This window comes from Geobacter hydrogenophilus, assembly GCF_018501225.1.
GTDB classification, from domain to species: Bacteria; Desulfobacterota; Desulfuromonadia; order Geobacterales; family Geobacteraceae; genus Geobacter; species Geobacter hydrogenophilus.
The window spans coordinates 332,814-347,639 of sequence record NZ_JAHCZI010000002.1 but is presented as its reverse complement, the minus strand read 5'-3'; the positions used below and the strand labels follow the sequence as shown (position 1 = coordinate 347,639).

14 protein-coding genes are annotated in these 14,826 nt (G+C 58.8%); 3 read left to right on the top strand and 11 right to left on the bottom strand.

Annotated elements, in window-relative coordinates; all coding sequences use genetic code 11:
- Positions 1–3 precede the first annotated feature (3 nt).
- The 3 genes from KI811_RS05215 to KI811_RS05205 form a co-directional block, all read right to left on the bottom strand.
- Positions 4–552, bottom strand: a complete 549-nt coding sequence (locus tag KI811_RS05215; protein WP_214185421.1) for a TOL_0243 family YfiR-like periplasmic protein — start codon at positions 550–552, stop codon at positions 4–6.
- Between the two features lie 61 nt (positions 553–613).
- Complete coding sequence (locus KI811_RS05210) at positions 614–2,644, bottom strand: TOL_0244 family TonB-dependent receptor (RefSeq protein WP_214185420.1); 2,031 nt, start codon at positions 2,642–2,644, stop codon at positions 614–616.
- Positions 2,645–2,826: 182 nt separating this feature from the next.
- Complete coding sequence (locus tag KI811_RS05205; RefSeq protein ID WP_214185419.1) at positions 2,827–4,011, bottom strand: sensor histidine kinase; 1,185 nt, start codon at positions 4,009–4,011, stop codon at positions 2,827–2,829.
- Between the two features lie 446 nt (positions 4,012–4,457).
- On the opposite strand from KI811_RS05205, the gene KI811_RS05200 reads away from it, so the two are divergent.
- Entirely contained in the window at positions 4,458–6,389 is a 1,932-nt protein-coding gene (locus KI811_RS05200) for a transglycosylase domain-containing protein (RefSeq protein WP_246551442.1), read from the top strand.
- Between the two features lie 66 nt (positions 6,390–6,455).
- Here the strand turns inward: KI811_RS05200 and KI811_RS05195 are convergent, their stop codons facing one another.
- From KI811_RS05195 to KI811_RS05180, 4 genes are read right to left on the bottom strand one after another with little or no spacing between them, the layout of a single operon-like run.
- Entirely contained in the window at positions 6,456–6,854 is a 399-nt protein-coding gene (locus tag KI811_RS05195) for a PaaI family thioesterase (protein ID WP_214185418.1), read from the bottom strand.
- Positions 6,845–7,036 (bottom strand): hypothetical protein, encoded by a 192-nt coding sequence (locus KI811_RS05190; RefSeq protein WP_214185417.1) that lies wholly within the window; start codon positions 7,034–7,036, stop codon positions 6,845–6,847. Before KI811_RS05190 ends, KI811_RS05195 begins: the two co-directional genes overlap by 10 nt.
- Positions 7,037–8,242: a DUF3443 domain-containing protein gene (locus KI811_RS05185; RefSeq protein ID WP_214185416.1), complete on the bottom strand. Its 1,206-nt coding sequence runs from the start codon at positions 8,240–8,242 to the stop codon at positions 7,037–7,039. It abuts the gene before it with no gap.
- Positions 8,229–8,699, bottom strand: a complete 471-nt coding sequence (locus KI811_RS05180) for a DUF2844 domain-containing protein (RefSeq protein ID WP_214185415.1) — start codon at positions 8,697–8,699, stop codon at positions 8,229–8,231. The genes KI811_RS05185 and KI811_RS05180 overlap by 14 nt, the downstream gene beginning before the upstream one ends.
- Positions 8,700–8,898: 199 nt before the next feature.
- Here KI811_RS05180 and glpK point away from each other — a divergent pair, with 199 nt between their 5' ends.
- Positions 8,899–10,389: a glycerol kinase GlpK gene (gene glpK, locus KI811_RS05175; RefSeq protein ID WP_214185414.1), complete on the top strand. Its 1,491-nt coding sequence runs from the start codon at positions 8,899–8,901 to the stop codon at positions 10,387–10,389.
- Complete coding sequence (locus KI811_RS05170) at positions 10,386–11,957, top strand: glycerol-3-phosphate dehydrogenase/oxidase (RefSeq protein ID WP_214185413.1); 1,572 nt, start codon at positions 10,386–10,388, stop codon at positions 11,955–11,957. Before glpK ends, KI811_RS05170 begins: the two co-directional genes overlap by 4 nt.
- Here the strand turns inward: KI811_RS05170 and KI811_RS05165 are convergent.
- From KI811_RS05165 to KI811_RS05150, 4 genes are all read right to left on the bottom strand, one after another.
- On the bottom strand, positions 11,946–12,773 hold the full coding sequence (locus tag KI811_RS05165) for a hypothetical protein (RefSeq protein ID WP_214185412.1): 828 nt from the start codon (positions 12,771–12,773) through the stop codon (positions 11,946–11,948). The genes KI811_RS05170 and KI811_RS05165 overlap by 12 nt on opposite strands.
- Positions 12,770–13,459: a peptidoglycan-binding protein gene (locus KI811_RS05160; RefSeq protein ID WP_214185411.1), complete on the bottom strand. Its 690-nt coding sequence runs from the start codon at positions 13,457–13,459 to the stop codon at positions 12,770–12,772. The genes KI811_RS05165 and KI811_RS05160 overlap by 4 nt, the downstream gene beginning before the upstream one ends.
- A gap of 153 nt (positions 13,460–13,612) precedes the next feature.
- On the bottom strand, positions 13,613–13,915 hold the full coding sequence (locus KI811_RS05155) for a hypothetical protein (protein WP_214185410.1): 303 nt from the start codon (positions 13,913–13,915) through the stop codon (positions 13,613–13,615).
- A 57-nt stretch (positions 13,916–13,972) separates the two neighbouring features.
- Positions 13,973–14,698 (bottom strand): M23 family metallopeptidase, encoded by a 726-nt coding sequence (locus tag KI811_RS05150; RefSeq protein ID WP_214185409.1) that lies wholly within the window; start codon positions 14,696–14,698, stop codon positions 13,973–13,975.
- Positions 14,699–14,826 lie beyond the last annotated feature (128 nt).

Below are 14,826 nucleotides of genomic sequence, written 5' to 3'. Positions count from 1 at the left end.
ACTCTATTGCGAATCGCGAACGATTCGTGCCAGGCTCAGCAGCTTGGAGCTTATCTGCAGGCCTGCGCGTTTCCCGGCATCCACATTGATTTCAAAGCCGACTTTATCGTTTTCGACGACGAAATTTATCACCCCGCCTTTCTGGGCAAACTTCCTCATGTCGCCGACCGTAAGGATCTTCGCCTGCCTGAGGAAGGGCATGATGCGCGACAGGTGGTTTTTTTCCGAACTGCTGACGAAGAGGATATGGCAGTCTCGTATGTCGTCGACATCCTTGAATTTGTTTATGAGGAGCTTCCTTCCGTGAATGGTCTTGCCCTTGATCGATGCGAGGGAGGTGCCAAACGGATCGTCCCCGAGAATCCCCAGGATGATCGGTGAATTGGCATCGGCAAACGCGTCCTTGGGCCACTCGACGAACCGGGCGAAATTGAGGAGAAACGCCAGCTTGACCTGGTACTCGCTGGGAAGGCGCTCCTCCGCCTGCACGGTGGGCAGACTCAGAATGCACCACGCCAGTATGATGAGGATTGTGACAGTTCTCTTGATCACAGTTATGTTTTCTGGATATCCGTTGTCTTGGTTGATTTCGATGCGGCTGCGTTGCTGCCGACTAATAGCGCCAGGTGATTTTTCCGTAATAACTCCGCTCCACCTCGGTGGGAGCGGTAGAAATGATCGCTGAATTGAATTCGGGATGGTGACTGTCGGTAAGGTTCCTGCCGACGAGTGAAAGCTCAAGGTTCCTGGTCGGCTTCCACGCCAGGCGGGCATCAAGCGTTACATAGCGGTCAATGTCAAATTCCGGCAGTCGATCCACATACCGTACCCAGACATCCAGTTCGACGCTTCTGCCTAACTCCATGGAAGAGCGAAGTGAACCCTGATGCCGCGGGCTCGTCCCTTGGGTAAAACCAAGATAAAACAGTGAGTTGCTGTCAGGATCAAGGCGCATCTGCATCTCCAGGAAACTGTATGCAGCGTGCAAACGCCACCACTCAAGTGCCAACCAGTCCGCAGCCACTTCAACTCCATAGGATTCACCATGCATCTTATTTGAGGTTATCCCTGGTAGAACGAGATGCGGTGACGGGGAGACTTCGAGATAGGGTGTACCGAACTCAAGCGTGCGCAGACGCGAGAAGTTGTCGTAAAATGTAGCAATATCAACTGAAAAATGTTCGGCTGGGGCAACGCGATAGCCGAGCTCATAGGCAATCACGTCTTCACTCTTGAAGTCCCTGGAACCGAAGCCGGAAAAGAGTACGGGGAGTGTCTGGTTAACAGTTCCAGGAGGATATACGGAAATATCATTTCGAAAATTTTCCTCGGCGCTGGAAGGTGTCCTCACGGCGCGCGAAACAGCGGCCCAGACAGTCTGCCGATAGTCAGGCGTCCAGATGAGACGGGCATTGGGCTGAATCTCGAAGCCGGTAAAGTCGTTGTGCTCGAACCGTGAGCTCAGAACCAGCCGGAGTTTCTCTTCAATGAGCGCTATGTCGTCCCGTACGAAAAGGCTGTAAAGATTGTCGCTCCGTTTGTCAGGGGTAAAGGAGATCGGGATTTTGTTGGTGATGCTTTCATGGCTGAAACGGTAGCCTAATCCCCACATAATTTCCTGCCGGGAGCCCCATCTGAACCGGTTCTGGAAGTCGACATCAATGGTGTCCCGGATTTCACCCAAGATTGCCATGTCACGTTCAGTCCGGTCATAGTAAAGCTGAAGCGCCATGTCTGCTGTATCTGAAAGCTTGCGCGTCCAGCGGGACAGGAGATTCCCCCCGGCGATATCGGTATCCGAGTTGAAGGTTCGGGAATAGGGCGGGGCCACGAGAGGAACGGTGAACGTCTCTCCCTCTTTCCCATGATAGATGTCCCCTTGGACGGTCAACGAATCCTGTGCGGTCAGGTCCGAATCCACACGGAATCCTCCCCGCAAAACGCTCCAGTCGTCTTTCCCCTCGTTGCCGGCGGCATCGACGCCACCATCTCTGTTGAAATATTTCGTGTACAACCGGTAATAGGTATCGTCACCAACGCGCCCTCCATAGCGCGCCCCGCCGAACCCTCTTTCTTCCGTTCCGGCACCGGCGCTCAGAAGACCTCCCTGGGTTTCCTGGGCGTGCTTGGTAATGATGTTGATGACGCCATTGAAGGCATTGGCTCCCCAGAGGGCGGCTCCCGGTCCCCGGATCACCTCGATGCGGTCTATGTCTTCGAGCATCGCATCCTGGACATCCCAGTACACGCCGGAAAAGAGGGGCGTAAAGACGGTCCGGCCATCCATAAGGACCAAGAGCTTGTCCGAGAAGCGATCATTGAACCCTCTTGCCGAGACAGCCCACTTGTTCGCATCGAGACGGGCTACCTGGATGCCCGGCACCATGCGGAGCACTTCGGGGATGCTGGTAGCTCCGGAGCGTCGGATGTCTTCCCTGGTGACGACGAAGATAGCTGCACCAGCATCGGATAGCTTCTGCTGTTTTTTCGATACCGATGTCACCTGAATGTTCATCAAGTCTTCGAGACCCAGTTCACTGAGGTTCAGGTTCTCATCTTCCGATCCCCACGACGGTTCTATCAAGCCTATCAATGGGATCGTGCAAATCATCAGGGCAGGTGCCCACTTGGAAAGCAGGAGCATATCTATGTGCCTCACGTGAATTCTCTCTCGGGATCGTGCATTTATTGTCACAAACAACAAGCAGGACCGGCATTACGACAACGATGCCGGAATGACCTTCTGGGGTAAGTCTCAATCTGTCTTGGCAGTCTTGGGGTATTGGGGGCAGGGGGTCAGTGCGCGGGGCTGTAACGTATCTCCAGTTAATTGGCCACAGGCGAAAGGGTGAAATAGAACGTAGCACCTTTGCCCACTTCACTCTCAGCCCAAACCCGTCCCTTATGGCGTTCCACAATGCGCTGGACCGTTGCGAGCCCTATTCCGATGCCTTTGAATTCATCCCCGAGGTGCAGCCTCTGGAACAGGTCGATCAGCTTGCCGGAATTACCCAGGTCAAAACCGATGCCGTTGTCGCGCACGTAATATACCATCTCCCCGTTTTGAAACGATTTTCCGAACTCGATACAGGCGTCTGGCAGGGTTCTGCTGAACTTCCATGCATTCCCCAGCAGGTTCTCCATCATAACTCTAAGCAATGCAGGATCACCTTCTACTTCCATGCCGCCGGTTATCCTGACCTCAACCTTGTGCTGTTGCTCGAGGTCGCGTAGTTCCTGCGCGATTTCCCCTGCAAGGTCGCTCAAGTTTACGGGTTCGAGGCGCGGTTCGTCGGTCGCCATTCTTGAGAGGTCGAGCAGCGCGTCCATCAGCTGCCCCATTTGAGCGGCGGACGCGCCTATTTTCGAGAGACACCGTCTGCCGGCATTGTCCAGTCGATCGCCGTACTCTTCAAGCAGAACTTCGCTGAAGCCATTGATCGTACGGAGTGGGGAAGATAGATCATGTGACACGGAATAACAAAAAACTTCCAGTTCCCTGTTGGAAGTCTGCAGTTCCGCGGTGCGTTCCAAAACCTTCCGTTCAAGCTGGGCACTGAGTCTTCTGTATCGATCCTCGCTCTCCTGAAGTGTCTTGAGCATCTGCTCGCGTTCCCGGATCAACTGCTGTTTCTGCAAGACCTGATTGATGACGACGGGAAGAAGTTCCAGATAGCCCATATCCACATCTTTCACGATGTAGTCGCTGGCCCCCAGGTGCAATGCTTCAACGGCGATTTTTTCATTCCCCCTGCCGGTTAGCATGATCACCGGAGGAGAGGTTTTGCACTCCGCCATAATCCGCAAGACGTCGATGCCATCGCATGAGGGCATGCTGTAATCGAGCAGCACGACATCGAAGGGTGATTTCTCGAGCGTAGCCAAGCCGTCATCACCGTTTCTGGCGATTTCAACCGAGAAGGACTGTCGCTGCAATTTTCTCTGCAACAGCCTGGCTAAACCGGCGTCATCTTCCATATACAATACGCGAACGGACTTATTTTCGACCACACATCCTCCCCGATTAATTCCATCGCATCGTTACTCACAGATTGTGAAGTAAAGCCGCCAGGTCTATTCCCTGGCCGCTCTGCAATACGTGGGGCTACTTACTTACCACATCCGAGTCTTGTTGGGCAACGCTTAAACTTGTTATCTTTCCCAATCTTTCCCATATAAAACAGGCGTTTCAGTGGCTGTTGGGCTGGAATGGTCCGGCAACCCGGCGTTATGCCAAGGGGGGGAGCGTTCCTCCGCTCCCCTTGACACATCTTCTGGAAGAATGTAGCGTCTTACGAAGTTTCCATCGTTGTCTCTTCTGTCGCCATCGACGCATCTCCCGTTTATAGACAGAACTACGGCAACGCAGTCTCTTTCCGGAGCGAACAGTCATCGTGGTTTCCTGTCTGATCTTTGCCTTCAAGCGTACGGTTCTTTTGACCTCATTCGGTCTGTTCATGGTTCTCCTTCTGGTCTCATCGGCTTTAGCCCAGGGGAATATCGCCAAGTATCCCTATCTGCCGTCAGGCTATTCGTCGGTCAAGGTTTTCGACCGCAACGGACGGTTCGTGGGACGTCTCCTTCCCGAAAAACGCTACTGGGTCTCCATAGATAACATTCCCGCTTTCCTGCAAAAGGCAGTGGTGGCTGTGGAAGATGCACGGTTTTTCGAGCATGGAGGCATTGATATTCGAGGGATCGCCCGGGCGCTGGTGAAGGATGTGGTCAAGGGTAAGCTGGTGGAAGGGGGATCGACCATTACCCAGCAACTGATCAAGAACAGATATCTCTCCGGGGAGAAGACCATCGAGCGGAAGCTTGAGGAAGCCCGGATGGCCATGGAGTACGAGAAGATATATACCAAGAAGCAGATTCTTGAGATGTATTTCAACGAGATCTACTACGGCAATGGGGCGTGGGGCATTGCCCAGGCGGCCCGGATCTATTTTGACAAGACCCCCGATGAACTGACCGATGCCGAATGCGCCCTGTTGGCTGGAGTGCCCAAGAACCCGGGCCGTTACAACCCCCTCGGAAAAGCGGTCGATGTCAGCAGGCGAAGGGACGTGGTCCTTGCTCGCATGCTTGACCTCAATATGATATCCGCGCGGCAGAAACAGAAGTTGAGAACCCGCCCCATAACAACGGTGCAGCGCAGTCAGGCTCCCTACTATCTGGCCCATATCCGGAACGAACTTGTGGAGCGCTTCGGCCCGCAGATCATCGAGCAGGGGGGGCTGGAAGTTACTGCCGCCATGGACCTGAACCTGCAGAAACTGGCCGAAAAGACCTTGAAAGAAGGGGTAAAAAGGATTTCCCCCGAGCTTCAGGGGGCATTGGTTTCTCTGGATCCTGCAACGGGTGATGTGCTGGCAGCCGTAGGGGGGGTAGATTTCACGAAGAGTCCCTATGATCGCGCCTTCCTTGCCAGGCGTCAACCCGGCTCAGCCATCAAGCCGCTGATCTATGCCGCAGCCCTGGAAGTGGGGATTACCGCCGGCAGCGTCTGGGATGATACGCCGGTTGCCTACGATCGCGGGAACAATCAGACCTGGAAGCCGCTGAACTACGGGAAGGAGCGGTATGGCCAGCTGTCGCTGCGGCGAGCCCTGGCATACTCGAACAACATCATAGCGGTCAAGTTGCTGGACACGATCGGGGTCCCGTATTTTGTCGATTTTGCCCACAAGGCGGGACTTCCCCTGCGTCCAAACAACGATCTTTCCCTGGCCCTCGGGACGGAAGACGTTACCTTGCGCGACCTGGTAAGAGCCTACACCCCTCTGGCCAACGGAGGGCTCAGGTCCGAACCGAGAACTATCGTGCGTATCTATGACAGGAATCGCCGCGCCTGGACGGAAAACGCTCCGTCAGTTACATCAGCCCTCTCCCCGGCGGCTGCCTTTGTCACCACCCGGATGCTTAAGGACGTCATGGTGTACGGCACCGCAAAATCCCTCAAATCCTTCAGCCAGAAGCGTCCCTCGGCCGGGAAGACCGGCACCACCGATGATTACCGTGATGCCTGGTTCATCGGCTACACTCCCCAGGTGCTGACCGGCATCTGGGTGGGATACGACAAGCCGCGGCCGGGAGGGAAGGGCTTTACCGGCGGGGCTGTGGCGGCGCCCATCTGGGAGCGGTTCATGGGGCCGGCTCTGGCATCAAAGCCAGTTGTGGATTTTTCCAAACCCGATACGGTTGTTTCTGTTTCCATCGACCCGGCAACCGGTTATCAGGCAACGCCGGACTGCCCGGAAAAGCGCGACGAATTCTATATCGAGGGAACCCAACCCACCGAATACTGTCCGAAACATGGCGGCGATCGCCTCAATCAGGTACCGCCCGTCCTATCCCTCCCCAAGGAGGAGACTCAGCAACCCGAGTGAATCCTCTCGCCTCCTTTCCCTCCATCACACTATGAAGCCCTTTGGCACTGGTGCGCACACTGCCGGTCATCCCGCCGTTTTGAACATGATGACCTCGGCCTCGGCCATGGTCTGACCGTCCATTTCGATGACCCCGCGCACATCGATGAGCCGGCGCCGGTCGCCAACGATCTCGCCGATAACGGTTACCACGCTGCCGGTGGGTACCGGTTTCCGGTAGCGTAGGCGCATCTCGCTGGTCACCACCTGGAGTCCGCGGGCCATGCAGGCCTGGGCGCATATTTCGTCCAGAAGGGCCGAGAGGATGCCGCCGTGGACTATCCCCTGCCACCCCTGGAAATGCTCCGGAATACTGACCCGGGTCTCGGCCCGGCCCTTTTCCGGATCGGCTGTGAAGACGGCGTGAAGTCCGATGGGGTTATTGCTGCCGCAGATGAAGCAGTGGTTGTCGTCGATTACCTGCATGGGGTCTCCTGTGGTTTCATGATTTGACACTCGGCAATCCAGTAGATCTGTTTGTGCTGGACGCGGGTCAGGGCAGTCAGTTGGCGTTCGGCGGCGGCGCGGTCGTCAAAGGTGCCGACCAAAAACCGGTTGCCGTTGTCGTCTTGGCGCCAGAGTTCAAAGGCGGCATGATGGTGGTTCACTCAGTACGCCCAGTAGGGTCCGGTGCCGAGGCTGGAACTGGTCCCATTAATCCCCACGAAAACGGAGCGGCCATAGAAGAAGGGGAGGCCCCAGTCAAAACTGCTTCCAAAGCCTGATCCGCCAAGTTCAGCGAAGGCACTATGTGACGTGTTGAACAGACTGGTTGCGTTGGCTATGCTGAATGATACGGAGCCGCTCGGGGTGCCGAAAGCGCCGGAGTTGGTAGCGCTCAGCGATAGGGTGGATGGAGGACAGTACCATTCCTGGTTGGGAGACGAGCATGCAGGTATTGTGGGATCGTCGAAAAAAAGCCCGTTTGATCCGCTGTCGATGAAGCTGTTGTTGAAGGTCGTACCATTGAATACGGTTGTAAACTCTCCAAAGTTACTGGCTGGGTAGGATGTTACCCCGGAAGGCGTATTGTTTGTTTGGGTGCCTATGCCGAGAATGAGCTTGCCGCTGGCTGTTGCAGCCCCTCCGGCGGGAATACCTTGCATTTGCACGACAACGCCGTTGTTGTTCTGGCTGAGATGGGCAACCGGGTTTTGCACCTGGTTGGCGATGGGGACGATGATTCCGGCGCAGTTCGATCCGCTGCAGGTGAAGTACACGCCGTTAGTGTCGCTCCTGGCACATCCGTCTCCACAATCCTCGACAAACAGACCGACACCGAGAATTCCGTTATATCTTGCGTCAGACGGGCTTTGGTTCAGACGCGTTACGTTCGGAGTTGTGCATTCGAGAGGAATGGCACCTGAAAAATAGGTGGCATCGATAATTTGAATCGGGACGTTGAGAGCAGTCTCAACACCAAGCTTTACATCGGCTCTCTGCACTGGCCCCCAGATTCCCGAGCCATCCAAGAAGGACAAACACTCGGCGACAGGAGCAGAACCGACCAACTCCGGCGGCAAGGTAATGTTGGAAGAGGCTTGTTTGAATATCCTCAGGCCATAACTGCCGGTATCCAGGAGAACGTTGCCGACGGTCTGGCAGTTGGATGTCCCAGGCTCACAGACCGTGACGCTGACGGTCGGTTTATTGGGGTATGACAGGTCATTGGGGACGGTGATTGCGAGGGCGTTGGCCTCCGTGCCGGTCCCACCACCACCTCCTCCTCCGCCACCACCTCCCCCACCGCCACCACAGCCGGAAATACCCAGTGCAACGATAAGGGAAAGCAGAAGGATTCTATTTGATTTCATTGATGGTCACTCCGGTCGGGATCAAGGCGGGCACATAAGCTCTCCCTTGCAGGTTGCGCATGTGCCCCCATTTTTCGACCACGACCCTGTTGCCTTGAACTTGAAAACGACGCTGCCCCCGCTGCCTGGGGGACTGCCGTAAAGCCTGCTTATACTCGGTGAGATAGGACCCCAGCAGCGGCGTGAGGTCGGGGTGGGAAACCCCGTTCCAGGCAACGGCGAACACGATGCCTGACGGAGTAATGTACTCACGCACGGTGTTGCCCCCGGTTACGAGTTCCTGAACCGAATATCCCTTCCGGGGTGCGGCGGCACGTTGTGAAGCAGAAAGGGCCTTGCGGTCAACGGCAACCGAAGCGGCAGGTTCACCGAGCGCAGCTTCTGCCCGATGAAGAGGTATGAACGGCGTCATCAGAAGGCCGGTAACAAGGCTCAGAGCAACAACGCTTCTTCTCATGATCGGTTCCGCTCCTTTCGGATGTGAAGTGCAATCTTTCATATTTTCCCACTCATGCCGGTGAGTGTCCAGCAGCAATTATAGAGCCGGCTCCCGGTAGACGCAGAAGTGACCCGCATATTTTCGTTACTTCCCTTGCGCAACCCGCCTCTTCACGGGACAATTGCGATACAGTAGCCGACTATTCCGCGAGGTGGCCATGAGTTATATCCTTGCCCTGGATCAGGGCACTACCAGTTCCCGCGCCATTGTCTTCGACACCACCGCAACGATCCGCGCCATTGCCCAGCGGGAGTTCCGCCAGATATTCCCCCGGCCCGGCTGGGTGGAACACGACGGCCGGGAAATCTGGGCCACCCAGGTTGGAGTGGCGGCCGAAGCCCTTACCAGGGCCGGCATTTCTCCCCGCGAGGTTAAGGCCATCGGCATCACCAATCAGCGGGAGACGACGCTCCTCTGGGACCGGCGAAGCGGCGAGCCGCTCCACAACGCCATCGTCTGGCAGGACCGACGCACCGCGGAACTTTGCGATCGCCTCAAGGCCGATGGCCTGGAGCCGCTCTTCAGGCAGAAGACCGGCCTGGTCCTGGATGCCTACTTCTCCGGCACCAAGCTGGCCTGGCTGCTGGATACCATACCCGGCGCCCGCAGTCGCGCCGAAGCGGGAGAGTTGGCCTTCGGCACGGTGGATTCCTGGCTGGTCTGGAACCTGTCGGGAGGAACGCTCCATATCACCGACGCGAGCAATGCTTCCCGGACGCTCCTCTTCAACATTACCACCCTGGATTGGGACGATGAGCTGCTGGCTACCCTCGGGATACCCCGGGCCGTGCTGCCCCGGGTGGTGGATTCCAGCGCCGTCTATGGCGAGACCGCCGGGGATATCTTCGCCGCCACGATTCCCCTTGCCGGCATGGCCGGAGATCAGCAGGCGGCCCTCTTCGGCCAGGCCTGCGGCACGGCAGGGATGGCCAAGAACACCTACGGCACCGGCTGCTTCATGCTGATGCACTGCGGTGCGCAGCCGGTAGGGTCCCGGTACAGCCTCCTCACCACCGTTGCCTGGCAACTGGGCGGCTGCGCCGAATACGCCCTGGAGGGAAGCGTATTTGTCGCCGGTGCCGCGGTTCAGTGGCTTCGGGACGGTCTCGGGATTATCCGCTCCTCCGGGGAGGTGGAGGCCCTGGCGGCCAGCGTCCCGGACAGCGGCGGCGTCTGCCTGGTTCCCGCCTTCACGGGCCTTGGCGCTCCCCACTGGGATCCCTATGCCCGGGGGACCATCGTCGGCATCACCCGCGGCACCACCGCCGCCCATATCGCCCGGGCCACTCTGGAAAGCATCGCTTACCAGAGCGCCGACCTTCTCACTGCCATGGAGGCCGATGCCGGCATCAAACTGGCCGAACTGCGGGTCGACGGAGGCGCCACGGCCAACGGGCTCCTGATGCAGTTCCAGGCCGACCTCCTCGGGGTGCCGGTGGTGCGGCCCAGAATCAGCGAGACTACAGCCCTGGGGGCGGCCTACCTGGCAGGGTTGGCGGTGGGCCTCTGGCGCGACCGGCAGGAGATTGCCGGCCACTGGCAGGTGGATCGGGTCTTCGAACCTGCCATGGGCCGTGAGCAGGCTGCAGAACTGCGAGGAAGGTGGGAACGGGCCGTGGAGCGGGCCCGGGGCTGGGCGGCGCCATGACCAGATCGATGCTTTTGCAGCAGCTTGAGGATGAGAAGTGCTGGGATCTGCTCGTAATCGGCGGCGGTGCGACGGGACTCGGCGTGGCCGTAGAGGGGGCAAGCCGGGGCTACCGGACGCTGCTCCTGGAGCGCGACGACTTCGGGAGCGGCACTTCTAGCCGGAGTACTAAGCTGATCCATGGCGGGGTCCGGTATCTGCAACAGGGAAATATCTTTCTCGTGCTGGAGGCCCTTCATGAGAGGGGAACACTGATCCGCAATGCGCCACACCTGGTGCACAACCTCTCTTTTGTGGTGCCGCTCTACGACTGGTGGGAAGGGCCGTTCTACGGCATCGGACTGAAGCTCTACGACATGCTGGCGGGTAAGCTGGGGCTCGGGCCGTCGCAGATACTTTCCCGGGAAGAAACCCTGCGCCGCATTCCCACCGTGGAGCCGGCAGGGTTGCGCGGCGGAGTGATCTACCACGACGGCCAGTTCGACGATGCCCGGCTGGCCGTGGCCCTGGCCCGCACCTTTGCCGATCTGGGCGGAGTTCCCCTGAACCGTCTGGAAGTGTCCGGACTGCTCAAGGCCGGTGGCCTGGTCTGTGGTGCAGCGGCCCGCGACCGGGAGAGCGGTCGTGAATACGAGCTTGAGGCGCGGGTGGTGGTTAATGCCGCCGGCCCCTTCTGCGACGCCATCCGCCGGCTGGACGAGCCTGGCGCGCAACCGGTCATCGCCCCGAGCCAGGGGGTGCACCTGGTCCTCCCCCGGGAATTCCTCCCCGGCGACAGCGCCATCATGGTGCCCCACACCGACGACGGCCGGGTGCTTTTCGCCGTCCCTTGGCACGAACGGGTGATCGTCGGCACCACTGATACGCCGGTGGACCGGGCCACCGTTGAGCCCCGTCCCCTGGCCGCGGAAGTGGAGTTCCTTCTGGCACACGCATCCCGGTATCTCTCCCGTGACCCCGGCATAACCGACATCCTCAGCGTCTTTGCCGGTCTCCGGCCCCTGGTGCGGGGAGGCGACATAGCCCACACCGCCACACTCTCCCGCGATCACACTATTCTGGTTTCGGCTGCCGGCCTGGTCACCATCACTGGCGGCAAGTGGACCACCTATCGCAGGATGGCCGAGGATACAGTGAACAGTGCGGCCAGGCTGGCGGGGCTGGAAGAGCGCCCTTCGCGCACAGCCGACCTCCCCATCCACGGCTGGCTGGCCAAGTCGGCCGCTGACGGCGAGTGGTCCATGTACGGAGCAGAAGCCGCCGCCCTGGAAGAACTGTGCACCGTTCAGCCGGACCTGCGCCGGAAGCTCCATCCCCGGCTTCCGTACCGTCTGGCTGAAGTGGTCTGGGGGGTTCGTTACGAATGGGCGCGAAGCGTGGAGGATGTGTTGAGCCGCCGTACCAGGGCACTCATCCTCGATGCCCGTGCCGCCATGGAGGAGGCCCCGGCGGTTGCGGCTCTGATGGCTGCCGAGCTGGGACGTGATGAGACCTGGCAGGCGGCAGAGGTTGCGGCTTTCCGTGCCCTGGCCAAGGGGTATCTTCCCTCCGGCGTGTCAGGTTCCTGATCTACCCCGATTGGGGATTTTCTCTTTGCGGGGGATGAGGATGCGTTTTGTCCGGAGCGTCAACGCCCCGTCGGGTCCAACGGATTCTTCTCTGCATTCAACAGCTTCTCCGTCGCGCCATTTCGGGTCGCGGCAGTGCCGGATTCCTGAGATCTTCTCCCCTGATGCGTCGAAAACCGCCACGTCATGGAAAAGCTGGTCGCCTCCCTGTTCCCGCACGCAGTGAAAGGCGATGCGCCCCTGCCGCGTGGCCACGGGGCCGGGGTCGATGCAGTTTTCCTCCAGCACCGTGCGTTTGCCGGAGGGGGAAGCCAGGATGACCCGCTCCCGCCTCCCTTCCAGAGGATCTCCGGCCGCCGGGGAATAGGAGCGTACAACGACGATACTGCGCCCGTCGGGGAGCGGACGTACGGTGGAGATCCGGTCCTTTTCCTCCCAATTCACTGCGTTTTCCGGGACATCTGCAATGGAGGGAGCCACCGCGGTCATCCTGAGCGCGAGCAGGGTCTGCGGTTCCGCGTCGCAGCGCTTCAGATATGCATCGCCTGTGGTGGCGCGCATGCGGGAAAGGGCGGCACGTGCGGCTTCGGGAGAGGCGGCAATCTCGGGAACCCAGGCAAAGATACTCCTCTTGTCGCCACAGTCGCCTGTCCGGACAACAAGGGGATCGGGATCAGCGGGGGCCAACGCCTTGGCCTTCCGTGCTATTCCCGCCGCAGTGGGATCGCTTGCCCCGATGACGAGCCAGAGGCGCTCCCCCCTGGCCGGGAGCGCCGTGCCGGCGATCAATGCTGCCGCAACGAAAGCCCTGATCACAGACCGCTCTCTTGCTTGACCCGTACCAGTTCTCCGTTCTGCACCAGTTGCACGTGGGCCCAGTCCCGGAAATTCACCCAGTCGCCCCCCCAGATGAGGCCGCACTTCTTCGCCTCTACCCCCAGGGCTTTCCAGAAACCCGTCTGTTCCGCCTCCGGTGCCCAGCCGAAGCGGCTGTCGACGATGTCAGCGGCATAGGCGTTGGGGGTGCCGTCGGGGTGTTGGGCGTTATGGAAGCTGAATTTCACCTTGCTGTTCCCCTGGTAGTAGAGCTGCATCTGTACCGCCACGGAACGCCACCCGTAAAAGACCTTCGGCTGGAATCCCCGGGCACAAAGAGCCTGCAGCACCTTCTCAACCTTCGGGCGCAGTTCCGGATGCAAACTTTGGAGCTTTTTCTCCTGGGTCCACCGGGCGCTGTCGCCACTCCACTGGGAAAGGTCGGGCGCGGCGCCACCGGTGCCCGCCAGCTTCTGCCACGTCTTGCGTCCCGGCTCAATGAGCCCGTCCGGATTGCTCAGGAACGTGGCCTGGAATCTGCGGATCGCCGCGATGGTGTCCTTGCCGCAGACGCCATCCACCCCGTTCGGGTCGAAGCCCTTGGATTTCAGGAGACTCTGGACCGTTTCAACATCCCCCTTCAGGTTTTTCCCATTTTCGCCGACGGATGCCTGGAGCACGCTCATGGTTGTATCTCCTTTGGATGGTATGAATCGAAATTATTTTGTTTAATTAAATCACCGGAATGATAGGAGTCAATCAACCGTCGCCCATCGCGCCGGAACAAAAAAAGGCCGGTCCTTGCGGGTCGGCCTTCATGGTGCGGTGATGATATGGTGTTACTTCTTTTTTTCAACCTTCTTTTCTGCCTTTTTCTCTGCTTTCTTCTCGCCGCCCTTCGCCTCGATGCTGGCGGCCTTCATGGTGTACTGGACCGTGACCTTGGAGCCGACCTTCAGGTCGCCGGTAACTTTGGTATCCTTGTCCTTGGCGATTTCCCACTTCTCTTTCCCCTTCTGGACAACGATCATGTCGTCCTTCACTTCGAGGACGGGACCGGTTGCCTGGTAGGTCTTGGTGGCGCCAAAGGCGAGGGACGAGGAGAGCATCAGGGCGGCGGTGAGCAGTGCGGTACGCTTCATGGGAATCCTCCTTGGTAAATTAGATGGCTTCTAACCTTACTTAATAGAACGCTGTTGTCAATGGGGATTTTTCAGTTTGTCGCGTTTTGTGGCGACGAGCTCACGGTAGGGGTTGCGGGGGAGCATCCTCCCATCGGCGTACGAGAGAACCATGAAATGGAGGTGGGTAGGAGACCGGCGCGGGTAGGCGTTCTTTCCGGTTCTTCCCAAAAAACCGATGGGGTCGCCCGCGGTCACGGTTTGCCCCGGCGCTACCGTCACGGACGACAGGTGAGCGTAGTAGTAATAGCGCTCCTCGGCGGGGTTGAAGATCCAGACGTACTTCCCTCCGCGGATGGGACTCGGGTACTCCCAGTCGGGATTCGTTGCGATGATGACACCATCCGTAAACGATACGATGGCGACCGGTTTGCCGGTGGCGTCATCGAGAAAATCCTGGTTTCGGTCCCGCACGAAGATGTCGTGGGCCGGATGGCCGCCGTGCCGGACTCCCTGGTAAAAGGAGTACCCGCTGGGGCGGTAGTCGTTGCCGTGCCGTCCCCCGATGGCGCGGTAATCATAGCCCGCCACGGGGAAGACCTTTGCCGAATTGGCTGCAGTGGTGCCATAGGTATCGAGGAGGAGCCGGTGGAGGAGGGTGATGCGGTTTCCGGCGGATGCGCGGTCGATGAGACCGTCGCGGATCTCCTTCTCCAGGATGTTCCAGTCATCGCAGGGGCTTGCCGCGGCCACCCCGTGAAAAGCCAGGAGCACCGCGACCGCCAGGAGGATAATCCGTTTCATAGTGTCATCTCCCGATCAATGTGGATAAAGGAATGAGCCAGGGCTGGACTTATAGGGTTTGAGGCTTGATTGTGCAAGGACTTAATTCTCTGGAGAGTACCCTCTGGAGTGACGGGGATCATAAGGGT